Here is a 25,443-nt window from a genome sequence, read left to right on the forward strand (position 1 = left end):
CGTTGACCAAGCCGATCAGCACCAACATCAAACAAAACGTTGACTTAGTAAGACGCCAAGACAAACTGCATCAAGCTACCAGATGGGCATCGGGCCCGGGCTTCAATTGCTTCAATCACGGTAATCACACAAGGAGGTGTTTGATGCTGCACAGTCAACGTATCGATATCAGTGAAGAACGCAAAGCCCTGATCGACCAGGGCCGCCTGGCAACCCGCAATTTGGGCGAGTGCCTGGCAGTTGACCAGGTGGCGCTGACAGCGGCCCTTGCCCCGCAGTTCGACCCGTCGCTGGCCGTGGCCCTGCAGACCGCAGCCCAGGCTGGCCAGGCGCTGGGCATCTCCAAGAAAGTCGCCGCCATGGGTCTCCTGTTGGGGCAGTGGCTGGAAAGCTCCGCCCGGCCCTTGCGCGAGCAGACCTGGCACCTGCTGCTGGAGCATCCATCGGACACCGTGCGCAGTTGGGCGGCCTTCGCCAATGCCTATTGCGAACGTAACAGTGAGCCGGAAAAGGCCTTGCTGAGTCAGTTGCGGTTCGCCACCGACAGCCACTTTGGCGTGCGCGAATGGGCCTGGATTGCCTTGCGGCCGCTTCTGACCCAGGACCTGCCTACCTCCCTGGCACTGCTACGCCGCCATGCCCGTAGCGACGATCCGCTAATACGCCGTTTCTGCGTTGAAATCCTACGCCCGCGTGGCGTCTGGTGCGAACACATCGCCCACCTCAAGGCCGAGCCGCAAATAGCCGAGCCCTTGCTGATCGCAATGCTTGAAGAATCCGACAAATATGCCCAAGACTCGGTGGCCAACTGGATCAACGACGCCAGCAAGACCCGGCCAGACTGGGTACAGCAACTCTTTGAGCGCTATCCGCCCAACAGCAAGGCCGCCACCCGGATTTTTACCCGGGCTACTCGCAGCCTTTCTCAATAGACATGAACAAGAGTCACTTCTGTGGAAAAGGTGAGCCACAGAAGCGGCTCACCCAAGGGTTTTAGAAGTGCCACTCCAGGTGCACGGTGGGTGCGTAGGTGTCGGTGCCGGGTTTATGGATCGCGCCGTACTTGTGTTTCCAGTACTCGTAGCCTGGACCGATCAGCAGGGTATTTTTGCGAGCGAATGCCAGTTGCCCGACATCGACCATCAATGACGCGCGCACCAGGCTTTCCTCGGCCGTGTCCTGCTTGAAGTAATCCTTGCCCTTCTCGGTCTTGTAGCTGGCAAAGCCCTGGAACTTGAGGGGCACGCCAGCCACCTGGAACGGGATACCCCAGACCATGTGCAACACATAGTACGGGTCGAACTGGATGTTTTCGGTCTGGCACGCATTCAACCCGCAGTGGTTCCACTCCATGGCATACAGCAGGCTGATATCCAGGTAACCGGGCACGTCGAACTTGAGCGTCGGGCCGGCCACCAGCATGCGCTTGCGGGTGGCGAACTCGGTGTTCTTGTAGTTCAGCTCAACCCCGCCGCTCAGGGCCACCTCCTTGACCGGGCCAAACGCCATCGACCGCTCGAACACCTGGCTGAGGAACAGTTGATGGCGGTACACCAGATAGGCCTCGGTTGCCCCCGAATCGCTGTCTTTCTTTGGATCGTTACTGTCGGACTTGAGCACGTCCAGGTTGAAAAAATTGGAACCGGCTTCATTGCCGCTGGCATGGCCCAGTTGGTAGATCTCCTTCTGGACCTTGCCGCGGATACTGGGTTCGGTGAAGTCGGTACCGTAGCGAAAACCGATGAAGGTGTCGCTCCAATCCCTGGCCTGCACCGGGCTTGAGATCAGGCTCATTGCGCCTGCGGTTATCAGAAGGGCCTTGCAATACGTTTTTTGTAATTGTTGTACGTACATGTTCAGGATTCCATCACGTCAAAGTTCCAGCCATCCCGGTTTCCAGGCATGCGCAAGCCTTGCCCGGACGACCACGAGGGCCGGGTTCAAGTTGCCAGTTGTGCTGTGGTTTAGCGGGCGTCAGGCATGGGTATAACGAGTGGATTGCCAGGCAATCATTTGCCAGCCGTTATTGCCCGCCTTCCACACGCTGATGTAGCGCGAGTTGAGGAGCATGGGCTCGCCACGGATCACCACGTCCATGTCGATCAGCCCGGTAACGACCACGCAGTCCCCTGCCCTGCGCATCTGCTCGTCACGGCTGGTGAAACCCCGATAGCGCCAGACGCCCTCTCGCATGCCCTGCAGGTAGCTGCTCTTGCTGTCGCTCTTGCCGTCCGAGTGGCTGTAGGTCAAGTCGCGGGTATAGAGGCTTTCCAGAAAGTCCATATCGCCCTCGACCATGGCCTGGCGGCGGCGCAATTCCAGGGTTTGGATCTGTTGTTCTACGCGTTGCTCTAACATCGCTTGACACTCCAGGTTGATCTCAAACATCAGGAATCCGTGGTTTTCAGCGTCACGCCCGCACTGGCGGGCATGTCTGACTCCACCTGGGGCATGAACAACAGGGTGAGGGTGGCCAGGGCAAAGAACCCGGCGCACACCAACAGGCCCCACGCCAAGCTGTAGTGGGTGGCGATGCCGCTCAACAGCAACGGCGCAAAAGCCGCCAGGCCCCGGCCAAAGTTGAAGCAGAAGCCCGCGCCGAGGGTGCGTACCCGAGTGGGGTACAACGCACTGAAGTAGGAGGCAAACAAACTGGCGAAGGCGTAGAAGAAGGCATAGATCGGCCCCAGCCAGAACAGGATGGCGTTATCGGTGGTAAGTGCATAAATCGACAACATCACCGCACTGCCGAGCAATGACAGGAGCGTGGCATTGCGTTTGCCGATGTGGTCGGCGATGAAGCCAAAGGCATTGATACCGATAAAGGCGCCGATATTGAGGATCGCCATGAAGTTGGCCATCATGCCAATGTCCAGTCCGCGTTCCTTGATCAAGTAGGTGGGCAACCAGGTACTCGCCCCCCAGAAACCAATCACCGCAAAACTCGCCGCCAGGGTACCCAGCAGGGTCAGGCGCAGCAGTTCGGGGGAAAATATTTCGCGTACCGAGACGTGCTTGTGCTGCCTGGGGCCGGCCAGGTTGCGGGTTTTCTGCGCGGTCCACTCCAGTGACTCGGGCACAAAGAAGAACAGATACGCCAGCGGGATCAGGGTGGAGATCCCGGCCACCATGAACAAGGTCTGCCAGTCAGGCAGGTAGCTGGCCGCCGCCATTGCCGCGATGGCCGCGCCAATCGGGAATGAACTCAACACGAACCCGATCGCTCGTGCCCGCTGATGGGCAGGCCAGGTTTCCGTTACATAGGCCGAGACAATCCCCCACACCCCGCCCAAGCCCAGCCCGGACAGAAACCGCAGGAGCAGGAGCAAGCCCCAGTTGTGCGTGGTAGCGACCAGCGTGGTCAACACGCCGAACACGATCAACGAGATCAGCAGGGCTTTGCGTCGGCCGTAGTTGTCGCAATACCAGCCCGTGGTAATGCCGCTCAAACCGATCCCCAGCAGGGTTGCCGAGGCGAGCATACCGGCTTCATTGAACGTCAGGCCCAGGTCCTGGCGGATCACCGGGAGTGCGATGGTGAGCAGGATGATCTCCATGGCGTCAAACAGATACGCGAGGAAACCGCCGATAAGTACATGCCATTTGGATAGAGCTCGCATTGCAGGTTTTCCTTATTGTTGTTGTTTTGCCAGGCCGATCGACAGGCGTGATGCGTCGCAGCACGCTTGATCGGCCTGGAGGATTTACGGGTGCGGTCAGTCAGTTACAGCAGCGCGCAGGCCTCGTCGAAGTCCAGGCGCGGGTTACGGGCAAAGAGTTTTGCGGGGTCGCCATAGCCGAGGTTGCACAGGAAGTTCGACTTGATCTGCATCCCGGCAAAGGCTTGCATGCCCTCGGCCCCTGGAGCGAAAAACGCCTGGTCGACCTGTGCGTGGTCAAACCCGGACATCGGCCCGCAGTCGAGGCCCAAGGCCCTGGCCGCGAGGATGAAGTAGCCGCCCTGCAGCGAACTGTTGCGAAAGGCGGTGGATTCAAGCAAATCCGGCTGGTCGGCAAACCAGTCGCGTACCGTGGGGTTGTGCGCAAACAACCTGGGTAACTGCTTATGGAACTGCGTGTCGTAGCCAATGATTGCCGTCACCGGGGCGCCCAGGGTCTTCTCGACATTGCCGGCGCTCAGGGCTGGCAGCAAACGTTGCCGGGCTTGGGCGCTGCACAAAAACACAATGCGCGCCGGGCAGCCGTTGGCGCTGGTCGGGCCCCAGCGCACCAGGTCGTAGAGTTTCTTCAGGGTGTGATCATCCACCGGTTTATCCAGCCAGCCATTCTGGCTACGGGCCTGGCGAAACAACCTATCGAGCACCTGCTCGCTGATTACCTGACTCATGGCATCTGTCCTCAACTGCGTCGTTGACGGTCTGAAGTCGACCGGGGCACGGTCTGTTCGGCGGCACACTCCCCACCCAGGAAGAACTCCACCGACATCGGCGGGCCCCACTGGTAGAGGCTGGCGTCGCACGCCTGGGTGTAACCCGAGGGCGAGTCCTGGTTGAACAGGTCGCCATCGGTGAAGTGCTCGATAAGGTTGCCGGACGGGTCCCGCCAATAATCGAAAATCTGGCTGCCCAGCATGTGCCGGCCTACCCCCCAGAACGGCGACCAGCCTTGCAGGGTCATCCACTCGTGGCCCAGGCACTGCGCGTCAAAATCCTGCACCTCGAAGGACACGTGATGGACGAAGTCCTTCGGCGCCTGGAACAAGGCGATGGTGTGATGGTCAGTCCAGGCGCTGCCACGGTTCAACCGCAGGAAGGCCGCGCTCGGGCGGTCCCGGTCAGGCTCTTCGACCACCAGGTCCGAAGGCAGCATGCCGAGCATTTGCTGGTACCAGGCCAGGTGTCGGGGCATATCCTGCACGCCAATCGCCGCATGGCCCAGGCGCAGGACCTGTGCCGCGCCCTTGCCGGGCCGTTGCACATCGCCAAAGCGTTGCTTGTGATGGGCCGAGTTGAGGGTCAGCGCAGCACGCTGGGGCAGCGTGCCCACGGCTTCGATACCGTGAACCAACTCGATGCGCCGCCCCGAGGGATCATGCAAGGCGACGTACTGCCCTCCTCCCGGACCTTCCAGCGCCCGGATCACCGAGGCCCCCGGCAGCCGGCTGGCCTGGTGCAAATCGTCGAGGCTTTCGACGGCGAATGCGATGGCGCCAAAGCTGGCTTCACTGGCCTTCTCGGCGATGTACACATAGGGCAGCGAGCAGGTGCCGCGAAAATACAGGCGTTGCTCGGTGCGGTGCATGACCACCAGGCCGAAATCAGTCAGGAAACGTTCGACCACCCCAAGGTCGGGATGACGGTAGAGCACATGGTTGATGTCTTTGATCTGCAGCACGGTAGTTGCTCCTGGGCATTCAAGGGGCAGGACAACCGGTGGTCAAAACCAGGACAGCCGGGATCGCTGCCCACCGTGGTAACGGTCGGTCGGTTGTACTGCGCTCACGAAAACTGACGCGTGGACTCAGGCCGCTGGCGGCTCGTCGGCGATCAGGTTGCTCAAGGTGCCAAGGCCTTCGATCTCCACGGTGCAGAGGTCGCCAGGCTTCATGAACAGTGGCGGGCGTCGCGCCCAGCCAATCCCTGCGGGGGTGCCGGTGACGATCACGTCACCGGGTTCCAGGGTCACCGCTTCACTGAGCACGGCGATCAGTTCGGCGACCCCAAAGATCATGTCGGCGGTATTGCCCTGCTGCACCACCGTGCCGTTGAGGCGGGTCACCAGGTTCAGGCCGACAGCCCCCGCGGGCAGTTCGTCGGCACTGACGAAGGTCGGACCAAACGCGCCGGTGGCGTCGAAGTTCTTGCCAATGGTCCATTGCGGCGACTTGAACTGGTAATCGCGCACCGAGGCTTCATTGAAGATCGCGTAGCCCGCCACATGCGCCAGGGCCTGTTCACGGGAGATATGTCGACCACCGGTGCCGATCACCACCGCCAACTCCCCTTCGTAGTCCAGTTGTTCGGAGACACGCGGGCGCAGGATGGGTTCGCCATGGCCGATCAGGCTGGTGCTGAAACGCGGGAAAAAAGTCGGATAGGCCGGCTGCTCGTACGGACTTTCCTTGGTGTGATCGGCATAGTTCAGGCCGACACACACAATCTTGCCCGGACGCTCCAGCGGTGGCAGGTAGCGCAGCTTCGATGGATCGAGCAAACGGGCGTCGCTCAAGCGCTGATGGGCCGCTTGCAGCGCGTCAGGGCCGGCGTTGAGCAGGCTCTCCAGGGTGCCCGGATAACCGCTTTCCTGTTCGGTCAAACCTCGCAGCACGCCTGCGTGTTCAATGGCCAGGCCTTTGCTGGAGCCTTCCACAAAGTGTACGAAACGCATGATCACTACCTCTGTTGTTGTTATAAATTGGTACGGTACGTTACCGTACCCTTTTGACGAAAATGCGCCCAAATAAATAACTCGTCAAGGGTGATCAAAGTGTTTTTTACAAAAAACATTCCGGGACAATCCCTTGATTCGTCCCCCTGTGTGGCTGGAAGGCTTGTGCAGAGCGGCGTAGGCTAGGAGAACTTTTGAATTGTTCTTTTCAGGAATAGCCGAGCCACATGCAAACCCCTACCCCGAGGCAAGCAGCAAAGCGTCAAAGTATTCTCCAGGTTGCGACTGATATGTTTCTCGCAGAAGGCTATTCCGGGGTCAGCGTTGACGGGATCATCGCCAACATTGGCGGCTCCAAGCGCACGCTCTATGCCTACTTCGGCGGCAAGGAAGGGTTGTTCGCCGCGATCATCGAGCAGCTGTGCGCAGAGAACGTCAGCCCGCTGACCCACATGACTCTCGCCCAGAAGCCTCTAGACGAGGCGCTGAAGACCATTGCCCGGGTCTTTCTCGATGTGGTGCTGTCGCCTCGCACCCTGGCCCTGCATCGCCTGATCGTGTCCGAGGCCCTGCGCGCGCCGGAGGCTGCAAAGTCGTTTTTCGAGGCTGCGCCCGCCACGGCCTATAGCTGCCTGGCCGATTACTTCACCTGGGCCGAAGAAGCCGGGCTGGTCATCCCCGGCAACCCGCAGACCCGCGCAAAGATCTTCCTTGATGCACTGACCGGCGACATGCAGTTGCGTTGCCTGCTGGGGCTTAGTCCATGCCCTGGAAAAGCCGCGCGCGAACACCTGATCAGCGAGACCACGGCGATTTTCATCAACGGGTTGTCAACTGACAGGCACTAAAACCCATGAAGGTAACGTAGCGTCAACTGGGTGCCCTGCGCGCGGTTTTCAGCACCGCTTTCAAAATACAGATTGGCGAAGAATGTCTGTTTTCCTTGCTGATACATCACGCCTGGCCCGATCCCTGTCACCTGTTCCCTGGAGTCACGCTGGCGATGCCCATCAATCCGGTCGTCGCTGATCTGATTGAGTTGATAGCCTGCAACGCCGACGCGCCACTTCTCGGCGAGCGCATAGGAAACCGACAGATTGCTGTGAAACGCCTCTCCCGGCTGGATACTGTTGGCGTGCAGGACTGACGCCGGATCGTTGTTGCGGCTTGACCACGCATAGTTGAAACGACCGCTGACTTCCAGGCGGTCAGTCAACTCCCAGGTAAATACGTAATGGGGGTTGAACACCCAGACATTGCTCCCGGTATTGAGGCTCGAATCCTTGTTATAGGAGCCTGTGGGCAGCGAGAACACGAAATTCAGGCGCTGCCAGTACGGGCGGCCGAAGAACGACACCGGGGCCCATTGCAGCAGGAACGGACTGACGATCATGTCACCCTGGCGCGTCCGTCGTCCCTTGGGGCCCTGATCGATATCTATATCCAGGTTCACCAATGGCAGCAGCACTTCGGCGCCATAGTTCGCCCCCAGCAAAGTCTTGTTGCTGAAGTAAGCCAGGTGCGGCAGTACCGTGGTGCTGTGCACCTGCTGCCGCCCCGGGCGTGCATGGCCGTGGGCATCGTAGGCCGAGTTGCTGCGGTAATACTGCACCGGTAACTCGAACAACGCACCGGGGCCGGCGACCCCATCCATGAAACTGGCATTGCCCAGGGCCAGGGGCGGCAGGCTGACGCTGTCAGCCTCGCTCGTGGCGCAGGCCAGTGCCGAGCTGATGCCCAGCACCCGAATCCATTGGGTTTGACTCATACAACACCTTCATTGAATGGCGGCTAGAAAACACTGAATGGGTAATCGACAATCACCCGGTACTCATCGGCGTTTGAGTTGCCACGGGTGTTGCCCGGCGCGGTATATCCCTGCGCTGAACGGTGTGCGGCCCAGCGCAGAGTGATATTCAAGCCTTTGGCCTTGCCGTCTGGCACCCCATAGCGCAGGGCGACGTCCCGCTCCCAATGGTGTGCATCTTTACCGGCGGCGTTATAGATGTAGCCGTAGCCTGTGCTATTGGGATCGACCCGGGTCAGGTCCGCTTCACCGCGGGTGTATGAGGTGCTGAGCTGGAAATCCGGCGCGCGAATAAACGCCAGGCTGGTCTGGTATTGAATCTTCCAGGACTTTTCGCCCGGCGCGTTGAAGTCTGCGTATTGCTGGGAGTTGCCCAGGTAAAGGAAGGTCCGGTCGTCCTGGACCATGTAGTCGAACGGCGTGTCGCCGTCCACCTTCTGCATCCCCAGGGTCAGGCTCTGGCCTGCACCGGACAGGGTCAGGCCGCCGCTGTAGGTGTTGTTGTCGATATTGCCCAACTGGCGCTGGCCCTGGTCGCGGGTTTTGAAGTAGCGCAGGTACGGCGTCAACGTAAGCCCAGGCGTCAGCTTGAATGGCTGGCTGACCCCGGCGTAGTACTGATTCCAGATATCACTCAATTGGCCGCCATACAGGGTCAGTGTTATCCCGCCGGGCACCGCGTAGACGCCACCCAGCCAACTCATGGACGCGCTTTCACGATCAGCGGCCACCCCGGCCTTGTTGCCGGTGCCGTAACTGGTGGTCAAGTGGCTTTGGCCGCTCTGGTTGCGCTGGCGTGTTGAGTCGATCCAGCCCGTGTCCAGCGTCAGGTGTTCCAGGCTGTAGTTCTTGAGCGTGACACCGCGAAATGTCTGGGGAAAGACGCGGCTGACGCCACTGGCGATCAGCGGGTTTTCAAGGTACTGGTCACCTGCCTGCATCAGGCTGTCAAACCCGCGCAGCTTGAGCGCCGCGCCCGCAGCAGAGAAGTCAGATTCTGGCGCGCCTTTTGAGTCCAGCGGCAGCAATCCGGCCCCGCCACTGCCCCCTCCTCCATCCAGCTTGAGCCCATAAAAACCATGCACATCGAGCCCGACCCCAATGGGCGTGTCGGTGTATCCCGAACGAAAGGACAGGTACACGCCCTGCACCCACTCGCGCTGGTCGCGCCTGGACGGTGTGTTGTGGTTATCACGGCCCAGGTAGTAATTGCGCAGCAAGCCATTGAGGGACGAGCCGCTGACAAACCCCGGTGTGACCGACAGCTCAGCCTTTTGCCGCTCATTGATACCGGTGCTGAGGTTATCTCTCTGGTCCATGGAGTTATCGGCATAGGCCCCGGCCGCCGACAACGAAACCGTCAGCGAGATTGAAACCCGTATAAGCCGGCGCAATGACACACTCATCAGCGTTGCTCCTGTTGCTCAAGCACCGTCACCGTCGCCGTAGTACCTGCCCGCAAGCGGTCCTTGGCGGCGTATGCAGGATCGATCTGAATTCTCACGGGTACCCGCTGGGCCAGCTTGACCCAGGTGTAGCTGGGGTTGATGTTGGCCAGCAAGCGGCTGCCGGGCGCGTTCTCACGGTCGGTGATGGCGAAGGCAATGCTCTGCACGGTTCCGGTAAAGGTCTCGCCGCTCATCAACTGGATCCGCACTGGGTTACCTTGTGCGATGCGCGGCAACTTGGTTTCCTCGAAGTAGCCACTGACATAAAACGAGTCGCTGTCCACCAACGCCAGCAAGGCACCGCCGGCACTGGCGTAGTCACCCTGGCGGGTCAGCAGGTTGGTCACATAGCCACTGACTGGCGCCACCACGCGGGTGCGCTGCAGGTCGAGTTCGGCCTGGGTCAAGGCAGCCTTTGCCAACTGCACATTGGCTTGGGCCAGCCCGAGGTTGGCCTGGTTACTGAGCAACTGCGCCTGAGCGATAGCCACGTCGGTATTGGACTTCTCCCACTCCTCGCCGGAGATGGCGAACCCTTGCTTGAGGCTGCGCCGGCGTCGCTCTTCACTTTGGCGCTGCTTGAGCTGCGCCTGGCTGGCAATGATTGCCGCCTCGGACTGGCCCATTGTGGCCTGGGCCACTTCAACCGAGCGCCGTGCGTGTTCGACTGCCAGGGCATAACGCGCCGGGTCGATTTCCAGTAGCAGCTCACCTTTGCTCACATGCTGGTTATCCTGCACACGCAAACTGGCGATCAGCCCGGAGACGTCCGCTGATAAGGTCACCACATCAGCGCGCACTCTGGCATCGCGGGTCCAGGGTGAACGGGTGTAGTGCTCCCAGGCGAACCAGCCCAGGACCAGCGCCAGCAAGACAACCGCCAGGGTAATCAGTTGGGCGATATATTTTTTCAAGGTGATGAGGCTCCCATTACTAGAATCACAACAGCACATACGCAGACATAGAGCGCTCCCTCAAACAAAGCCTCATGCCAGACAAACCGCAGCACGCCCAGCCGGCGCAAGGACCAGCCCAGCGCCATGAAAATCGGCAGCGCCAGCAGCAGAGCCTGGGCAATGGGCGGCAGGTAGACGCCGCCCACCTCAAAATCAATGGGCAAGAGACGGCACTCCTTTTTCATCGGGTTCAAGAAATTCGCGGTAGCGCTCAATGAACGAGGCAACGATCAGCAGTGCCACGCGAATGCGAAACACCGACCATAACTGCTCATGCCCGGACGAAAGCTCAGCGGCATGCAGTTGGTCCAGGTCATCGCCCAGGTGCCGCAATGCGTCGGTCAACGACTGCCAGTCGACGGTGTGCCTTCCCGCCACATAGCGGCCAGACTGGTCCAGAACCGACTGCAAACGTGCCTGGGTTTGCGCCGTCAGCAATGTATTGTTTTGCCCTTGTTGCTTGAGCTGGTTCAACGCCACGCCCAGGGCCATGCAGGCCAGACTGACCTCGAACAGCGCATGGGCTCGCGGGTCTTTGGTCGCGGGCAACAAGCCCAGCATCATGGTCAGGCGATCCATCATCCGGCTTTCAAAGGCGAACTGCTGCTGATCCGCCGCCGAGGTCTTGAGCAAGACGTAGACCTGCTCCCGGCTCTCATCGAACAGACGTTGAATGCGCCGGACCGGATTGAATGGAAACACCCAGGAATACACCAGTAACGATAAGGTGCAAGCCCCGATATACGCTCCGGCAAATTCGAACCACTGACTCGCAGTGTTCTGCCAGGCCCCGATATTCTGCGGGCCCACCATCAGGAAGGTCGAAAGCCCCAGGCCCATGCCTATACCGGCCGTCAGCGGGCTGGCCAGGCCCACGGCGATCACATAGAGCAGCGGCGCCAGAATCAACAGCAGCATTTCGACGTCGCCAATGGCGGGCACCAGCATGAATTGATAGACCGCTGAAATCACCAGCGACAGGCCAAATCCACGCGCATAATTCTGGCTCGCCGCCAGGGGCCGTGGAAAGGTCGCCATCAATGAGCACAGGATCCCCACCAGGATCATCCCTGCCCGTGCGCCATCCCATGCAGTTTCGATCCAGATCAATCCGCACACGAGCAAGGCAATAAACGCTCGGGCAGCGTTCATTCCCGCCAGGCGCCAGTCCAGGTACAGCGGGTTACTTCGGCTCTGACGGTGCAGACAGTTCGCCGGGCGGCCCTCCTGGATGGCATCGCTCAGTTCCAGGATTTCCTCCAGTTGTTGCAACAACCTTGCCTGTTCCCAACGCAAGGCCCACGCCAGGGCGCGTAACGAGCCGGTGATGGGTTGGTCACGTTGCTCGACCTTGTTGGCCTGCTGGTCAAAGCGCTGTTGCAACACGCTAAAGCGCTGGCGCGCCTCAGGCGATAATGAACGCCCCGCCACTGCCAGCTCATCCAGGAACGCCAGTTCGTCAGCGCGCAGCTGTTGAATGTCTTCGGGAAGCTCACCTTGCCAACGCTCACCGATCAGCGTGCGCTGACGGCGCAGCACTGTCAGGCGTGAAGTCAGCAATACCAATTGATTACCCAGCAGTTGCACCAGGCCGTTGGCACTGCGCAACCGTGGCGCGTCGAAATACAAATGCCGGCGCAGGCCTTCCAGTGCGTTGATTTCGCCCAGTAACTGCATCTGGCGCTTATGGAAATCGGCCTCGCTCTCCTCGGTACGTATCACCGCAGCCGCATGGGCCGCCATCAACTTCAGGACCTGATCGACCTTGGCAAAGTACCCCCGCGCCACCGCTTCCGGGCGCGCCGTCAACAGGCTGACCACGCCGACACAGGCAACCGCCAGCAGCGTCTCAGTGAGTCGGGTGATCGCCAGCATCAAGGTATTATCCTGCTCCGGCACCGCTAGCAGCCCCACGACGACCGCGGTGAAGCCACTGAGCACAAAGGCATGGGAACTGGTGTAACGCAGCAACGTCCCGCCCGCCGTGCAGAACGCCAGCCACAGCGACAAGGTGACAATGAATGGGACCGGTGCCTGAGGGAAAACGCCCATGATCAGCACCGCTACTGCCGCGCCGACCAACGTGCCGATAATCTGCGAAAAACTACGCTGCAACGCCATGCCACCCAAGGGTTGGCTGACGATAATCACCGCCATCACTGACCACTTTGGCTGATCAAGGTCGAAGATAAAGGCCAGGTACAAGGTCAACAATCCGGCCGCAACGGTGCGCAAGGCAAATAGCAGCACGGCCAGGCCTGGGTTAAACACCACTTTGAAATAGTTGATCAGTGGTTGCATAAACGGCCCGCCCATAGATAAAACCACTGCTACTTCAGGCAGGGTAAAACCTGCTTAATTTAAACAATTGAGCAAAGACAATTTTTAGGGGGTTACAGTTTCTATCGAGTGCCTTCTTTTAGCCCAAGCAGTTGCCACTCCCAACGCAACCCTTGGCCAAAAGCCCCGCCCAACTCAGCAAAAAGCTTGGCCACCTCGCCCGCCGTCTCTTCACGGGACCAGTCACGCTGCAACTCACTGATGTAGACCGCCGCCGTCAACGGACGGGCACCGGCTTGCACCATGCGCTGTACACCCCGCTCATGACCTTCAGTGCTGCCCCCACCTGCCGCATCGGTGACGATATACACCTCATACCCGGCCGCCAGCGTACTCAACACTGCGAAGCTCAGGCAGACCTCGGTCCACAGGCCTGCGATCACCAGTTTTTTCTTGCCAGTGTCTTCGACCCACTTGCGTACCCGAGGGTCATCCCAGGAGTTCAGGCCGGTGCGGTCGATGGGCTTTTGCTCGGGAAACACCGCCTGCAACTCCTGGAAAATTTCCTGGCGCTCGGCATAGGCTGTGGTCAATAGCGTCGGGACATTGAAGATTTTTGCGCCCTTGGCCAGCAAGGTGGTGTTGGTAACAACCGTATCGGCCGAATGAGAGCGCACGGCCAACAGTTGAAGGTATTGATGGTCAATCAACAACAGAGCGTGATTGTCTGCGGTCAATAAAGGGTCGTTAGCTGGAACCTGGTTGTTTTTCATCTGAACGCTCCTCGTCTCTAGCTGAAATGGAGACTGCCTGTCGCAGCACAGCCTCCATACCTGGGCTTACTTGCCCTCAGTCAACGCGTTGTAGCTGGTGAACAGGTTGCGATAGTCCGGGATGTGGTTGGAGAACAAGGTCCCCAGGCCTTCGATATCGTTGCGCCAGTCGCGGTGCAACTCACAGGCCAGGCCAAACCAGGTCATCAACTGTGCGCCGTTGGCGGTCATGCGGGCCCAGGCCGATTGCTGGGTCAGTTCGTTGAAGGTGCCGGAGGCATCGGTCACCACAAACACGTCATAACCTTCAGCCAGGGCCGACAGTGCCGGGAACGCCACGCACACTTCGGTCACGACGCCGGCGATGATCAGTTGCTTCTTGCCAGTGGCCTTGATGGCCTTGACGAAGTCTTCGTTGTCCCAGGCGTTGATCTGGCCAGGGCGGGCGATGTACGGCGCGTCCGGGAACAGTGCCTTGAGCTCAGGGACCAGCGGGCCGTTGGGGCCGGTTTCGAAGCTGGTGGTGAGGATGGTCGGCAGCTTGAAGTACTTGGCCAGGTCAGCCAGGGCCAGCACGTTGTTCTTGAACTTGTCGGGCTCAATATCGCGGACCAGTGACAGCAGGCCAGCCTGATGGTCAACCAGCAGAACAGCTGCGTTGTCTTTGTCCAAGCGAACGTAGGGTTTAGACATGATGATGCTCCTGATAAAAAGGTGCGCCTCGAAATGGGGCGCCCCGGGAAGGACAAACCGTGATTACTTGCGCTCGGAGTCTAGTTCTTCGTGGTTGTTTGCCACTTCCTGCGCCTTGATGTAGCTCTCGATCAATAGCTGGTAGTGCGGCATCGCCTGGGTGTAGACGCTCGCCCACTCCTGGGCATCCGGACGGTTCCACGAGCCTTGCAGTTCCGACAGCGTGCCCATGATGTCGATCGGCACCACGCCGGCCTGGGCCAGACGGGCTACGGTGAGGTCAGTGGCCAGTCGCGAGTGGTTACCGGAAGCGTCGACCACGGCGAATACCTTGTAGCCTTCATGCACGGCGGCAATAGAGGGGAATGCCAGGCACACGCTGGTCAGGGTGCCGGCAATGACCAAGGTCTTCTTGCCGGTGGCTTTGACGGCGGCACGGAATTCAGGGTTGTCCCAGGCATTGATCTCGCCACGGCGGGCAACGTATTGGGCGTGGGGTGCCGATTCATGGATTTCCGGAATCAACGGCCCGTTCGGCCCCTGGGGCACCGAAGCGGTGGTGATCACCGGGATCTTCAGCAGGGTCGCCGCCTTGGCCAAGGCAATGGCGTTGGCGCGCAATTGAGGAACATCAATGTCCTTGACGATCTGGAACAGGCCACTCTGGTGGTCGATCAACAGCATGGCGGTGTCGGTGGGATCAATCGTCGGCTTCTGACCATTAAAGTTTGCAGCGTTACCTGAAGCGCTCATTTGCATTTCCTCTTGCATGGATGAACCTCCCTGGTGTTATTGCCTGCCAAATGCCCGGCAGACGCTGCACATCCTGTGCAGATACGAATACGTTGCCGATCACATCGGCTCGTGCAGGGGCTCGCCGCTCAGGAGCAACACTTTCGAGTCCCGACTGGCCTCCAGCAGCAGGTCACTGCCCTGCGGGTCCAGCAAGGCCAGGTGTGCCTCGCGCAAGGTGTCGACGCCGTTCAGCCGCACGGCACCGTCGAGTAGCACCACCGCACAGGTGAACCCGCTGTTCAGGTGCACAGTCACGCGCCTGCCGGCGCGCAGGCGCAGGTCCCATATGTGTACCGGTGTAACGGTCTTAACCGGTCCTGTCTGGCCGGCATACTGTCCCGCAATGATTCGAATCTGCCCGGCAGCACCTGGCAATTCCAACACTGGAACATCTGTGCGCCTCAATAGTTGGTAGCTCAACGCGATCATTTTTTGCGCATCGGGCAGTTTTACCCATAGCTGAACCACCTCCAGTGTTCCACCTGTGCGCGTAAAGTCCGCTGAGTGATAGTCCTCATGCAGCACTCCCGGCGCAGTTGTCATCCACTGCACATCACCGGCACCGATCAGCGCGTTGCCCCCCGTTGAATCCCGGTGCTCCAACTCGCCTTCATAGACAATCGTGACTGCCTCCCCCCCTCGACACGGATACTCGCCGCCCCCTCGACGCTGACTGGAGGCCGTAAACTCAGTAGGTCCAGCGTAGTCCAGCAAAAAAAACGGACTAATATGCCGCCCCAGAATGTTGTGGGAGAGCAGCGAGCGCACCTGGAAGCCATCACCGACCCAGCGGCGGTTGGAGCTGCCATAAATGCCTAGAACCTTCTTCATGATGGTTGCCGGAAGAAACAATGGCACCACATTAGTCGTCTCACTAGGTGTTCGGTAGTGGTTGAATTAAACTTCACCATCTCAAAAATGGAACGATGCGCATGTTTGACCTGAATGAACTCTTCCTCTTCGCCAAGGTGGTTGAGCATGGCGGCTTCGCGGCGGCCGGTCGGGCGCTCAACATGCCCAAGTCGACCTTGAGCCGCCGGGTCAGCCAGCTTGAAGCACGGCTGGGGGCTCGGCTGATACAGCGTTCTACCCGCCAGTTCCAGGTCACCGATATTGGCCTGGCTTACTACCGCCACTGCGTGGCGATGACCGCCGAGGCAGAGTCTGCCGAGGACCTGATCGCCTTCAACAAAGCCGAACCGCGCGGGGTGATTCGCCTGAGCTGCACCACCCCACTGCTCAATTACTGGGTGGCGCCGATACTCGGCCAGTTCATGGCGCAGTGCCCCAGCGTCGAACTCAACGTGAAAAGTTTCAACCGCAAGGTGGACCTGATCAGCGAGGGGTACGACATTGCGTTGAACCTGTGCTTTCCACCGCTGGAAAGCAGCGACCTGGTGATGAAGGTGCTCGCCAGAAGCCCCCAGGCACTGGTCGCGAGCCCGGCCTTTTTGCAGCAGCATCCACTGCCGCTACTACCCGCCGACTTATCAGGATTGCCGACCATCAGTTGGGGCAACCCGATGCTGCATTACGTCTGGGGGCTGAACGGGCCGGAAGGCGTCACGGCCGAGATCTGTCACACGCCACGGTTGATCAGCGATGACATGCCCACCCTGAAAAGTGCCGTGCTGCTGGGTGTGGGCATCGCCAACCTACCGTTGGCCGTGGTCAAGAATGAGATAGAAGACGGCCAACTGGTCAGCCTGCTTCCCGAATGGCAGCCCGTCGAAGGCGTTATCAGCGCGGTCTTCCCGTCGAGGCGCGGGCTGTTGCCATCAGTGCGCAGTTTGATCGATTTTCTGGCACAGGCGTTTGAAGCACAGCCAGGGCTCGATGGTTCGCGCAACTGAAGGGGTCAGAGCACGATCCAAGAAGCTGAATTAGAGGCAGGATCAGGTTTTTTTACATTACGGGTGAGTTATGGCGGTCCCACAAGACAAACAGCAATTGCTCGATGCCATCAATACCAACTATGAAAAATTACTCAACGTCATCAGGCTGGTACCCACGCATTGGGTCAACGATTGCACCCTGGAAGGGCACGCTAAAGGTACGCAGATGAGCGCTGCCAATCTCGTCGCCTACCTCGTAGGCTGGAACGAATTAGTGCTGAAGTGGCTGGACACGGACGCCGCCGGCAAAACCATAGATTTCCCGGAAACCGGCTTCAAGTGGAACCAACTGGGCCAGCTTGCGCAGAAGTTCTACGGCGACTATGAAGGTATCGCTTTTGAGCAACTGCTCGATCGACTCGACACGGCAAAGCAGCAGATCGTGTCCATCATCCAGAGCCGCGACAATGCCGAACTCTATGAATGCCTGTGGTATGAGCACTGGACGATGGGGCGGATGATCCAGTTCAACACCGCATCCCCTTATGAAAATGCACGCGTACGCTTACGAAAATGGCTTAAAGCAAAAGGGCTATAACCTGAGCCACCATAGGGACGGTATCGCACCTTCTGGTATCCTCTCGCATCAGGAAACCAAGCCCAAATGCTTTCAAGGACGTAAATGACTGCGCAAAATATTGTGCGCTATTGGCATGCTGTCGAGCTGCTGCAACCTCAAGCAGCACCCAAGCTGACGAAGCGCGACCGCGACCACCAGCCGTACTTCCAGGACATCCCTTGCTCGGCCCAAATCCTACCGTGGATGCCGGCCAACGCGCTGAGTCGCCAGCACCTGCCACCCAAGCGCAGTTGGAGCCATACGCTCTACGCCCATCTCTACGACAGCCTTGATATCGCACGCCAGTTGGAAGCCCTGTTCGGCGTGGATCAAGGCTACAAGGAGCCGCAGCGTCGAAAATCGGCCTTATTTGCCCTGAAATTCAACGATCAGGGTGTGATGATTGCAGACAGCCTGGTGCTGTCGAGTGAGGCATGGTTCGCAGGCTGCGCCATCAACGGCAAGGATTGGACTCGCGGTTTCGACGAAGCCCAGGAGTCGCTGCGTGAACAGGCCAAGAGCCTGCTCGGTGGCGTGGTCCTGGCCGCCGATCTGGCGCGTATGACCGTTTGCGTACGCCAAGCCGTGGGGCTGGACGCGCTGTTCGATGATGTAGCGCGCGCCCATCGCTTCCGCTCGGCGCCGGTCAATCCGGACAAGGCCGAACAGGAAGACGACCCACTCAACAGTTTCCTGCTTGGCGACCTGGCCGATGTCGCCGATGCCCTGGCCCAGGGCAAGACCAGCGCGCCGCTGGCCCATTATCTGAGCCTGCATGACGCCAGTCACCGACTGCATCTGGACCAGCCCGAGGCGGATCTGGCGCTGATCGAACGCCTCGCCCCTTCACGTTACGCCGCCGGCTGCTGGCCGGCCGAGCGCCATCTGGGCCTGGTGCACTCCCAGCAACTGGCGGTCAACAGCCTGCTGCAAAACCTGGGTAACGGCGCCGGCGTGATGGGCGTCAATGGTCCACCGGGCACCGGCAAGACCACCTTGTTACGCGACCTGATCGCCGCCGTGGTGACGCAGCGAGCCGATGTCCTGGCGTCGCTGGACAAGGCCTCCCAGGCTTTTCTGCAAAATGGCCGCGAGACCGCCAACGATGGTGGACGTGAGCGCGCGGCCTTCCAACTGGACCCACGGCTGTTCGGTTTCGAAATGGTGGTGGCCTCCTCCAATAATGGCGCCGTCGAGAACGTCACCCTCGAATTGCCCCAGCGCGACAAAATCGACCCCTCCTGGTTGCCCGACGCCGAGTACTTCAGCGAGCTGGGTGAGCTGACCAGCGGCAAACCGGCTTGGGGCCTGATCTCGGCAGCGCTGGGCAGCAAAGCCAAGCGTACCCAGTTTGTCGAGCGCTTTTTCCATGGCAACGTTGCGCAGCCAAAGAGCCAGGAGCACCCGGAAGTAGAAAGCGCACCCGCCCCCAAAGGCATGCGCGAGCGGCTCAAGGAACATGCTCAGCAGATGAAGCTCCTCACCCCCGCCGACAAAGCCAGCCTGTGGCGCGCCGCCGTACAGCAATACCAGGACGCCAAGGATGCCGAACAGGCCTTGCGCAGCCAAGTCAGCGATATCCTGGAGCGGGTTCAGGGCGTGGTCAGTGCCAAGGCACGGATCAAGCAAAAGGAACAGGAGCGCCAGGTTCATCTGGCTCAACGACGTAGCCTTGAGGATCAGCAAGCCACCCTAGAAAGCCAGCCGCTCATGTCCGTTCGCGAGCAACTGCAACAGGCTCTCCAGGCTCTGCAAACACATCTGGCTAAAAAGCCCGGCCTGCTCGCTAACCTGCTCAGCCTGTGGGGTGCACATCGTACCTGGGCCGCCCAGCAGCGCTTGCTGCTCGGCGCCCACGCCCTGGGCAAGGACGCCTTTGACGCCGTGCAACGCCAACTGCAGAGACTCACGGCCCAACTGACCGAACTCAATCGCCAGTTGCTCACCGACGAACAGGACATTCACGAGGCCATACGCCACGCGACCTTACAGATAGACAAGACGCGCAGCGTTGCACAGGCTGGCCAGGCTGAGCATCTGCTGATCTGGTTGGAGCAAGGCCAACTGGGCAGAGGCAGTGACATTGAGTTGCGCGAACCCTGGATCCTCGAAGGGTGGCGCCAGGCGCGGGCCAAGGTGTTTATCGACGCGCTCAAGCTACATAGCACTTTCTTCCAGATCGAAGCCTCGCGCCTGGGCTCCAACCTGGCGTTCATCACCAGCCTGCTTACCGGCAGCCGCTATCGCGGGGTGTCCCAGGCGGTCATACGCTCGGCGTGGGCCTCGCTGTTTATGGTGGTGCCGGTACTCAGCAGTACTTTTGCCTCGTTCGCGCGGTCGTTCGGCAGCCTGGGGTGCAGCGACATCGGCTGGCTGCTGGTGGACGAGGCCGGCCAGGCCACGCCGCAGGCTGCCGTGGGCGCCCTGTGGCGTGCGCAGCGTGCGGTGCTGGTCGGCGACCCGCTGCAACTGGAACCTATCGTGACCGTTTCCGACGCGGTGCTTGAACATATGCGCACCCGCTATCAGGTCGATGCTCATTGGCTGCCCAACCGCCAGTCCGCCCAGACCCTGGCCGACCACGCAACTCCCTGGGGCCGAATGGCCGGCCCCCAAGGCCAGAAATGCTGGGTCGGCCTGCCGCTGGTGGTGCACCGTCGCTGCGACCAACCGATGTTCGACCTGGCTAACCGTATCGCCTACGACGGTGCCATGGTCTACGGCACCCTGGCCCCCTCGCCAGCCAAGGAAACCCCAGCGCGCCTGCTGACAGGTTGGGTACAGGCAAGCGGTCAATCAACCGGCAACTGGGTCGACAATGAAGGTCACGCCCTCGACCACCTGCTAGCCATGCTCGATGCCGATGGCGTACCACCGGACAGCATTGCCGTGATTACCCCTTTCCAGGACGTGCGCAACCAACTCAAAAACCGCCTGCAAGGCCAGATGGTGCATGGAACCATTCACACGATGCAGGGCAAGGAAGCGGCGGTGGTTATCCTCGTGCTGGGCGGTAACAGCGAAAATGCCGGCGCGCGCAACTGGGCTGTGTCCCAACCCAACCTCCTCAACGTCGCCGCCACCCGCGCCAAGCGCCGCCTGTACGTGATCGGCGACCGCACAGACTGGAAGCAGCGCAATCTGTTCTGCGATGTCATGGACCTGCTGCCCGCCCAGGATCAACTTCACTATGGAAGCAACCATGCCTGAGCCTTGGTACAACACTCGCCTCGCCCCTGTCTTCATGAGCGTCTTTTACTGCTTCAGCGTAACGTTAAAACAGCCCCCTACCGGCTGCAAAACAAAACACCCACGCCAGGAGAACCTGGATTAGCCAGGCAGCGGAGCTGAAGTTGACCCAAGAAAAAGCCCTTCTCGCAGACTCGAACTGGCGCGTGCGCCAGGCAGAACCCGATGACGTGCACGCCCTGATCGAACTGGACACCTATGCAGCGTCCCATGCCAGTCGTCACGTCTTTATCTATGATGCCGTCGCGCGCCAGCAATGCCTGGTAGCCGTCGATGCAGGCCGGTGCGCAGGGTTCCTGGTGCTCACCCACGATTTTTTCAATCACGGCTTTGTGCAACTGGTGGTTGTGTCTCCCGCCTATCAGCGTCGGGGCGTAGCGCTTTGCTTGCTGGCGGCAGCCGAGGCGGCGTGCAAGACGCCCAAGCTGTTTGTTACGACCAATGCGTCCAACGCCGCCTCACAGGCGTTGATCGCAAAGGCCGGGTTTATACCCAGTGGAAGCATCGAGAACCTTGATGACGACGACCCTGAACGGGTGTACGTCAAATTCGTTCGCTGATCGTGTGAGGCGCTTGGTCGGTACGCGTCAATCGCAATCGACATCCGGCTGGTTGAGAAAGATCAATACCCCAAGCATCGCCATATAGAACTTGAATGCCGCTTCCTGGCCATTCCACTGGTGGGATTGCCACATCAGGAACCACTCCCCGCCAATCACCATGAAGCCGAAAAACCACACCAGCAAACCCGCGGTAAAGCCGATAATCGCAACCCGTTTGGCCGCGTTGAACTGCCGGCCACTGGCCTGCCTGGCCCGCCACAGTACCAGTGCGCCGCAGGCCAACAATACGGCGGTCATGGCTTCACCTACGATAATCAGCCCATAGGCAGCATGCCAGAGCCACGGCGTGGTGATTGCCCGGTACATCGCCGTACTGCCGGGGAAGATGGTGTCCATGCTCAATACATGCTGGACGAAGGCAAAGTTGGAGCCGTAATCGGTCATGTTATTGAACGCGACAAGGGCGGCGAAGGCCGCCAGCATCAGGGTCAGGATCATTTTTGCGTAGCGGATGGTCATAGTGTGTTTCCCAGAGCAATCACTCGATTAGAACAGATGCGCAAAACCCCGCCGTCAGAAATGCCACTCCTCAGCCCGAACCAGCCGGCAGAATGGTCCGTCAAGCGTTGCATTGTGATGAGCGACGATGTCCCAGGCGCTCATCACCGACGTGTCTGAACAGCTATGTCCATCGGCGACGAGGACGGCATCGAAGCCAAGATCACGTGCGGCACGGCAGGTGCTATCGACGCAATATTGAGTTTTCAGCCCAGTGATCACTACGCCGGTAGCGCCGCAAGCGCGCAAGTTATCCGCCAGGTCCGTCATTGCAAAGGCGCTGGGCCGCCGTTTATCAAACACCGTTTCCCCACCCAGCAGCTTCAGTTCCGACACCACCATTGTCAACGGGCTGCCGGGTTCGATTGCCGACCCAACGGGCCCGATATGGCGCGCGAGAAAAATCGGCGCGCCGGCATCGCGCGCCTTGTCCATCAAGGCATTCACGGTTTCCAGCAGCGCCTCGCAGCGCCATGGCTTTTGCGGGCCGTGAACCAGCCCAACTTGCATATCGAGTACCAACAGGGCGTACATAAGTGCATCTCCTTGCATTTGACCCAGCGATACAAGGGCATAAAAAAGGCCCTGTCCATCGCTGGCGGGCCTTTGAAGTTCGTTTGCTATTGACTCACGACACCTCGCACGCTCCGCTTTCGCCGGTCGTGGTGGTGGTAGTCGAGGTGAGGCAATAATCAGTCATGGCCCGACACTAGCAATATCACTGCAAGCTGACAAGCCAGGATCCTGTTGCAGGCGCAATCGTGTAGCAGCCCTAGAAGACTTGAGCCAATCGAAGCGCCATTGTCGCTGCCTGCTCGGCGCTGGCGATGTTGGTAAAACCCAGGACCAGCCCGTGCCTGGTCCTGGCCTCCAGGTACCACTGTGACAGCGGCTCGACGGCGATACCAATGGCCCGGGCGCGCTGAGCGAGGGCAACATCATCACCCTCACGCAGGCCTGCGATCAGGTGCATGCCTCCCGCCTGGGGATTGATCAACAGGCGTTCGCCGAACTGTTGTTGCAGCGCTTCGACCAGCCACTGGCGGCGGCGCGCATAGAGGGTGCGCATTTTTTTCAAGTGCCGTGCAAAGTGCCCCTCGACGAGAAACGCGCTGACAGTCGCCTGGAGGAGCTGCGGGCAGTGGTTATGCAGACGATCCGCCTGACGGGCAAAGGCCTCGCTCTGCGCCGCCGGCACCACCAGATAGGCCAGGCGCAGGCCTGGAAACAAGACCTTGCTGAAGGTCCCGGTGTAGAGCACGCGGCCCTGCTGGTCGAGGCTTTTGAGCGCAGGCAGGGGGCTGCCCTGATAGCGGTATTCGCTGTCGTAGTCATCCTCGATGATCCAGCTGCCTTGGCGATTGGCCCAATCCAATAGCGCCAACCGACGCGGCAGTGACAGCGACACGCCCAGTGGGCTCTGATGGGTCGGCGTAACGACCGCAAAGCGCGCGTCCGGGCAGCGGGCGATACCTTGCGCAACGTCAAGCCCCTGGTCATCCACGGGGACCGGCACCAACTGTGCGCCGGCTTCCAGTAGCGCATTCCTCGCCATGAAGTAACCAGGCTCTTCCAGCCAGCACGAATCGCCGGGGCGCATCAACGTGTGGCTGATCAGGTCCAGGCACGCACGATAGCCTGCGCATACGAACACCTGTTCCGGGCGGCAAGTAATGCCTCGTGCAATCCCCAAGTAGGTCGCTATGGCCGCGCGCAACGGCGCGTGGCCACACGGATCCGGGTACACGAGCCCCTCAAGGCCAGCCTGGCGCAACTGGCGGCCCGCCAGTCGGGTCCAGAGTTTGCGGGGAAAGGCATCCAGCGCGGGCAGCCCCATCTGCAGGGCAAGCGGCAATGCTCCGCAATGATTGGACTGATACTGCATCGCAACCGTTGGGGCGTGAAGTACGGCCGAGGAAACGGCGGCCAGTTGCGGTGTGACAATCGTCCCGGCGGCTCCGCGAGCGATCAGGTAGCCCTCACCCATCAGCAACTGATAGGCCGCTTCCACCGTACCCCGCGCCAGGTTCAACTGCGCGGCCAAGGCGCGAACGGCAGGCACACGATCACCCGGACGCAGACGGCCATCGGCGATGGACTCGCGAAATCGCTGATAAAGCTGGCGATAAATCGGCGCTGGCTGGCTACGGTCCAGCGAGAAGGGAGCAATCATGGCCTAGTCATTTATGCACTTTTCGGCCCTGTAGCTTAAGCCATCAACCCTCTAAGGTCAGCTACCTCTCTACAGCGGACGACAGACATGGCTTACACACTTGGACATCTCGAAGACAAGCAGGCTTTCGAGGCCAGTTTCGACCTGATGCGCGTACTGCGCCCGCATGTGACCGACCCGACCCACTATGTGGCACAACTGGCGCGCCAGAGCGAGCAAGGGTACCGTTTGCTGGCCGCCTGGGACGCTGGGCACGTGGTCGGCCTGGCCGGTTACCGCGAGTTGGAAAACCTGCTCTACGGGCGTTTCATCTACGTCGATGATCTGGTGGTGCATCCGGATCTGCAGCGCAGCGGCCTGGGAGCACGCTTGCTGAACGCTGTTCGTGAGGACGCCGTGCAGCGTGGTTGCGCCCATTTCGTGCTGGATACCGGGCTGCATATGCCGTTGGCCCAACGTTTTTACTTTCGCCAGGGGTTATTGGCCCATGGCATGCACTTCACCCAAAGCCTTCGGACAGAGAATCAGGCATGAACAGTGTTTTATTGATCAACGCCAGCCCCAATGGCCAGGTTTCCCATGCGAACCAGTTGGCACTGGAACTGGTGGACACCCTTCGGCAACGGCACCCAAGGCTCGAACTGGTCGAGCGCGATCTGGGCACACACCCGCTGCCACCGCTCGGCATGGACTACGCTCGTGGCCTGGCGACGACCACGCCGTTCGACGCAGCGGAGTTTGAGGTTTCCGAAACGCTGATCCGCGAGCTGGAGCGCTGCGATATCCTGCTCATAGCCACCCCGATGCATAACTTCACGTTACCCGCAGCGCTCAAGCTGTGGGTCGACTATGTGCTGCGCATTCACCGCACCTTCAGCTCAGGGCCCGAAGGCAAGACCGGCTTGCTGAGCAACCGTGCGGTGTATGTACTGGTCGGTTCCGGTGGCTTTCATCAGGGCGAAAAGGCACGGCAACCGGACTTTCTGACACCTTACCTGCGCCAGGTACTGGGCACCCTCGGGCTGCTCGACCCGCACTTCACCTACCTGCAGGGGCTGGTGTTCGGCGAGGAGGCGGTTAAGGCGGCGATCCAGGATAGCCGTGCCCGGCTGGCGCTGGAGCCGCTGTTCAACCCACTGATTTGTGCCTGACTGAATCGCCCCGGCATCTCGATGCCTTGAGATGCCGTATTCCCACGGCCAACAGACTGTTCAAGGCCGCGTTAGAGCGGCGCATTGATTGCATTGATGATGACTATCAAACAGACCGGCCTGTTTAATTGCCTGAACCAATTCCTATAATTGCCTCCACATTCTCCCCCCAGCCTGGCCTCAGGCTGCATCCTC

26 protein-coding genes are annotated in these 25,443 nt (G+C 60.1%); 8 read left to right on the plus strand and 18 right to left on the minus strand.

Annotation, left to right across the window (positions count from 1 at the left end):
- Positions 1-167: 167 nt before the first annotated feature.
- Positions 168-932, plus strand: coding sequence for a HEAT repeat domain-containing protein (locus H097_RS17730; protein ID WP_050593403.1), 765 nt, complete (start codon positions 168-170; stop codon positions 930-932).
- Between the two features lie 61 nt (positions 933-993).
- On the opposite strand, the gene H097_RS17735 is transcribed toward H097_RS17730, so the two are convergent.
- From H097_RS17735 to H097_RS17760, 6 genes are all read right to left on the minus strand, one after another.
- The gene (locus H097_RS17735; protein ID WP_223232682.1) at positions 994-1,794 is read right to left on the minus strand and encodes a hypothetical protein; all 801 of its coding nucleotides are present in this window, start codon (positions 1,792-1,794) and stop codon (positions 994-996) included.
- A gap of 180 nt (positions 1,795-1,974) precedes the next feature.
- Complete coding sequence (locus tag H097_RS17740) at positions 1,975-2,358, minus strand: nuclear transport factor 2 family protein (RefSeq protein ID WP_032861464.1); 384 nt, start codon at positions 2,356-2,358, stop codon at positions 1,975-1,977.
- Positions 2,359-2,387: 29 nt separating this feature from the next.
- Positions 2,388-3,620, minus strand: a complete 1,233-nt coding sequence (locus H097_RS17745; protein WP_032861396.1) for an MFS transporter — start codon at positions 3,618-3,620, stop codon at positions 2,388-2,390.
- A gap of 104 nt (positions 3,621-3,724) precedes the next feature.
- Positions 3,725-4,348 carry a malonic semialdehyde reductase gene (locus H097_RS17750; RefSeq protein WP_032861397.1) on the minus strand — a complete coding sequence of 208 codons (624 nt, stop codon included), beginning with the start codon at positions 4,346-4,348 and terminating at the stop codon, positions 3,725-3,727.
- An 11-nt stretch (positions 4,349-4,359) separates the two neighbouring features.
- Complete coding sequence (locus H097_RS17755) at positions 4,360-5,355, minus strand: 2,4,5-trihydroxytoluene oxygenase (protein ID WP_032861398.1); 996 nt, start codon at positions 5,353-5,355, stop codon at positions 4,360-4,362.
- Positions 5,356-5,481: 126 nt separating this feature from the next.
- Positions 5,482-6,348 carry a fumarylacetoacetate hydrolase family protein gene (locus H097_RS17760; RefSeq protein ID WP_032861399.1) on the minus strand — a complete coding sequence of 289 codons (867 nt, stop codon included), beginning with the start codon at positions 6,346-6,348 and terminating at the stop codon, positions 5,482-5,484.
- A gap of 227 nt (positions 6,349-6,575) precedes the next feature.
- Between H097_RS17760 and H097_RS17765 the strand changes: the two genes are divergently transcribed.
- Positions 6,576-7,196 carry a TetR/AcrR family transcriptional regulator gene (locus tag H097_RS17765; RefSeq protein ID WP_032861400.1) on the plus strand — a complete coding sequence of 207 codons (621 nt, stop codon included), beginning with the start codon at positions 6,576-6,578 and terminating at the stop codon, positions 7,194-7,196.
- On the opposite strand, the gene H097_RS17770 is transcribed toward H097_RS17765, so the two are convergent.
- From H097_RS17770 to H097_RS17810, 9 genes are all read right to left on the minus strand, one after another.
- Positions 7,193-8,116 carry a transporter gene (locus H097_RS17770; RefSeq protein ID WP_032861401.1) on the minus strand — a complete coding sequence of 308 codons (924 nt, stop codon included), beginning with the start codon at positions 8,114-8,116 and terminating at the stop codon, positions 7,193-7,195. The two genes, H097_RS17765 and H097_RS17770, sit on opposite strands and share 4 nt — an antisense overlap.
- Positions 8,117-8,139: 23 nt before the next feature.
- Complete coding sequence (locus H097_RS17775) at positions 8,140-9,561, minus strand: OprD family outer membrane porin (RefSeq protein WP_032861402.1); 1,422 nt, start codon at positions 9,559-9,561, stop codon at positions 8,140-8,142.
- Positions 9,561-10,517 carry an HlyD family secretion protein gene (locus tag H097_RS17780; RefSeq protein ID WP_050593399.1) on the minus strand — a complete coding sequence of 319 codons (957 nt, stop codon included), beginning with the start codon at positions 10,515-10,517 and terminating at the stop codon, positions 9,561-9,563. Before H097_RS17780 ends, H097_RS17775 begins: the two co-directional genes overlap by 1 nt.
- Positions 10,514-10,723 carry a DUF1656 domain-containing protein gene (locus tag H097_RS17785; protein WP_032861403.1) on the minus strand — a complete coding sequence of 70 codons (210 nt, stop codon included), beginning with the start codon at positions 10,721-10,723 and terminating at the stop codon, positions 10,514-10,516. The genes H097_RS17780 and H097_RS17785 overlap by 4 nt, the downstream gene beginning before the upstream one ends.
- Positions 10,713-12,860, minus strand: coding sequence for an FUSC family protein (locus tag H097_RS17790; RefSeq protein ID WP_032861466.1), 2,148 nt, complete (start codon positions 12,858-12,860; stop codon positions 10,713-10,715). Before H097_RS17790 ends, H097_RS17785 begins: the two co-directional genes overlap by 11 nt.
- Before the next feature lie 101 nt (positions 12,861-12,961).
- Positions 12,962-13,612 (minus strand): hydrolase, encoded by a 651-nt coding sequence (locus tag H097_RS17795; protein ID WP_032861404.1) that lies wholly within the window; start codon positions 13,610-13,612, stop codon positions 12,962-12,964.
- A gap of 66 nt (positions 13,613-13,678) precedes the next feature.
- Entirely contained in the window at positions 13,679-14,305 is a 627-nt protein-coding gene (gene ycaC, locus H097_RS17800) for an isochorismate family cysteine hydrolase YcaC (protein WP_032861405.1), read from the minus strand.
- 63 nt (positions 14,306-14,368) lie between these two features.
- On the minus strand, positions 14,369-15,058 hold the full coding sequence (locus H097_RS17805) for an isochorismatase family protein (RefSeq protein ID WP_032861467.1): 690 nt from the start codon (positions 15,056-15,058) through the stop codon (positions 14,369-14,371).
- Positions 15,059-15,157: 99 nt separating this feature from the next.
- Positions 15,158-15,931, minus strand: a complete 774-nt coding sequence (locus H097_RS17810; protein WP_032861468.1) for a pirin family protein — start codon at positions 15,929-15,931, stop codon at positions 15,158-15,160.
- A gap of 101 nt (positions 15,932-16,032) precedes the next feature.
- On the opposite strand from H097_RS17810, the gene H097_RS17815 reads away from it, so the two are divergent.
- The 4 genes from H097_RS17815 (at position 16,033) to H097_RS17830 (ending at position 21,363) form a co-directional block, all read left to right on the plus strand.
- On the plus strand, positions 16,033-16,953 hold the full coding sequence (locus H097_RS17815) for a LysR substrate-binding domain-containing protein (protein WP_032861407.1): 921 nt from the start codon (positions 16,033-16,035) through the stop codon (positions 16,951-16,953).
- A 70-nt stretch (positions 16,954-17,023) separates the two neighbouring features.
- Positions 17,024-17,533: a ClbS/DfsB family four-helix bundle protein gene (locus H097_RS17820; protein WP_032861408.1), complete on the plus strand. Its 510-nt coding sequence runs from the start codon at positions 17,024-17,026 to the stop codon at positions 17,531-17,533.
- 84 nt (positions 17,534-17,617) lie between these two features.
- On the plus strand, positions 17,618-20,764 hold the full coding sequence (locus H097_RS17825; RefSeq protein WP_032861410.1) for an ATP-binding protein: 3,147 nt from the start codon (positions 17,618-17,620) through the stop codon (positions 20,762-20,764).
- Positions 20,765-20,907: 143 nt separating this feature from the next.
- Positions 20,908-21,363 (plus strand): GNAT family N-acetyltransferase, encoded by a 456-nt coding sequence (locus H097_RS17830; RefSeq protein WP_032861411.1) that lies wholly within the window; start codon positions 20,908-20,910, stop codon positions 21,361-21,363.
- Positions 21,364-21,390: 27 nt separating this feature from the next.
- Here the strand turns inward: H097_RS17830 and H097_RS17835 are convergent, their stop codons facing one another.
- The 3 genes from H097_RS17835 to H097_RS17845 all read right to left on the minus strand — a co-directional run bounded on the left by H097_RS17835 (position 21,391) and on the right by H097_RS17845 (position 24,097).
- Positions 21,391-21,885, minus strand: a complete 495-nt coding sequence (locus H097_RS17835) for a DUF2165 domain-containing protein (RefSeq protein ID WP_032861412.1) — start codon at positions 21,883-21,885, stop codon at positions 21,391-21,393.
- Positions 21,886-21,939: 54 nt separating this feature from the next.
- Positions 21,940-22,458, minus strand: a complete 519-nt coding sequence (locus H097_RS17840; RefSeq protein WP_032861413.1) for a cysteine hydrolase family protein — start codon at positions 22,456-22,458, stop codon at positions 21,940-21,942.
- A 238-nt stretch (positions 22,459-22,696) separates the two neighbouring features.
- A complete protein-coding gene (locus H097_RS17845; RefSeq protein WP_032861414.1) occupies positions 22,697-24,097 on the minus strand; it encodes a PLP-dependent aminotransferase family protein in 1,401 nt (466 codons plus the stop codon).
- Between the two features lie 87 nt (positions 24,098-24,184).
- Between H097_RS17845 and H097_RS17850 the strand changes: the two genes are divergently transcribed.
- Together H097_RS17850 and H097_RS17855 are read left to right on the plus strand one after the other, a co-directional pair.
- The gene (locus tag H097_RS17850; RefSeq protein WP_032861415.1) at positions 24,185-24,631 is read left to right on the plus strand and encodes a GNAT family N-acetyltransferase; all 447 of its coding nucleotides are present in this window, start codon (positions 24,185-24,187) and stop codon (positions 24,629-24,631) included.
- On the plus strand, positions 24,628-25,248 hold the full coding sequence (locus H097_RS17855; protein WP_032861416.1) for an NAD(P)H-dependent oxidoreductase: 621 nt from the start codon (positions 24,628-24,630) through the stop codon (positions 25,246-25,248). The genes H097_RS17850 and H097_RS17855 overlap by 4 nt, the downstream gene beginning before the upstream one ends.
- Positions 25,249-25,443: the final 195 nt, after the last annotated feature.

The sequence above is a fragment of the Pseudomonas sp. FH4 genome (assembly GCF_000510915.2).
GTDB classification, from domain to species: domain Bacteria; phylum Pseudomonadota; class Gammaproteobacteria; order Pseudomonadales; family Pseudomonadaceae; genus Aquipseudomonas; species Aquipseudomonas brenneri.

Excerpts from the sequence above, each read along its gene's own strand:
- H097_RS17815 (WP_032861407.1), top strand. The coding sequence starts at position 16,033 with ATGTTTGACCTGAATGAACTCTTCCTCTTCGCCAAGGTGGTTGAGCAT.
- H097_RS17735 (WP_223232682.1), bottom strand. The coding sequence starts at position 1,794 with ATGAGCCTGATCTCAAGCCCGGTGCAGGCCAGGGATTGGAGCGACACC.
- H097_RS17835 (WP_032861412.1), bottom strand. The coding sequence starts at position 21,885 with ATGACCATCCGCTACGCAAAAATGATCCTGACCCTGATGCTGGCGGCC.
- H097_RS17825 (WP_032861410.1), top strand. The coding sequence starts at position 17,618 with ATGACTGCGCAAAATATTGTGCGCTATTGGCATGCTGTCGAGCTGCTG.
- H097_RS17820 (WP_032861408.1), top strand. The coding sequence starts at position 17,024 with ATGGCGGTCCCACAAGACAAACAGCAATTGCTCGATGCCATCAATACC.
- H097_RS17770 (WP_032861401.1), bottom strand. The coding sequence starts at position 8,116 with ATGAGTCAAACCCAATGGATTCGGGTGCTGGGCATCAGCTCGGCACTG.
- H097_RS17840 (WP_032861413.1), bottom strand. The coding sequence starts at position 22,458 with ATGTACGCCCTGTTGGTACTCGATATGCAAGTTGGGCTGGTTCACGGC.
- H097_RS17805 (WP_032861467.1), bottom strand. The coding sequence starts at position 15,058 with ATGAGCGCTTCAGGTAACGCTGCAAACTTTAATGGTCAGAAGCCGACG.
- H097_RS17850 (WP_032861415.1), top strand. The coding sequence starts at position 24,185 with ATGGCTTACACACTTGGACATCTCGAAGACAAGCAGGCTTTCGAGGCC.
- H097_RS17845 (WP_032861414.1), bottom strand. The coding sequence starts at position 24,097 with ATGATTGCTCCCTTCTCGCTGGACCGTAGCCAGCCAGCGCCGATTTAT.
- H097_RS17775 (WP_032861402.1), bottom strand. The coding sequence starts at position 9,561 with ATGAGTGTGTCATTGCGCCGGCTTATACGGGTTTCAATCTCGCTGACG.
- H097_RS17750 (WP_032861397.1), bottom strand. The coding sequence starts at position 4,348 with ATGAGTCAGGTAATCAGCGAGCAGGTGCTCGATAGGTTGTTTCGCCAG.
- H097_RS17745 (WP_032861396.1), bottom strand. The coding sequence starts at position 3,620 with ATGCGAGCTCTATCCAAATGGCATGTACTTATCGGCGGTTTCCTCGCG.
- ycaC (WP_032861405.1), bottom strand. The coding sequence starts at position 14,305 with ATGTCTAAACCCTACGTTCGCTTGGACAAAGACAACGCAGCTGTTCTG.
- H097_RS17855 (WP_032861416.1), top strand. The coding sequence starts at position 24,628 with ATGAACAGTGTTTTATTGATCAACGCCAGCCCCAATGGCCAGGTTTCC.
- H097_RS17810 (WP_032861468.1), bottom strand. The coding sequence starts at position 15,931 with ATGAAGAAGGTTCTAGGCATTTATGGCAGCTCCAACCGCCGCTGGGTC.
- H097_RS17765 (WP_032861400.1), top strand. The coding sequence starts at position 6,576 with ATGCAAACCCCTACCCCGAGGCAAGCAGCAAAGCGTCAAAGTATTCTC.
- H097_RS17740 (WP_032861464.1), bottom strand. The coding sequence starts at position 2,358 with ATGTTAGAGCAACGCGTAGAACAACAGATCCAAACCCTGGAATTGCGC.
- H097_RS17795 (WP_032861404.1), bottom strand. The coding sequence starts at position 13,612 with ATGAAAAACAACCAGGTTCCAGCTAACGACCCTTTATTGACCGCAGAC.
- H097_RS17790 (WP_032861466.1), bottom strand. The coding sequence starts at position 12,860 with ATGCAACCACTGATCAACTATTTCAAAGTGGTGTTTAACCCAGGCCTG.
- H097_RS17760 (WP_032861399.1), bottom strand. The coding sequence starts at position 6,348 with ATGCGTTTCGTACACTTTGTGGAAGGCTCCAGCAAAGGCCTGGCCATT.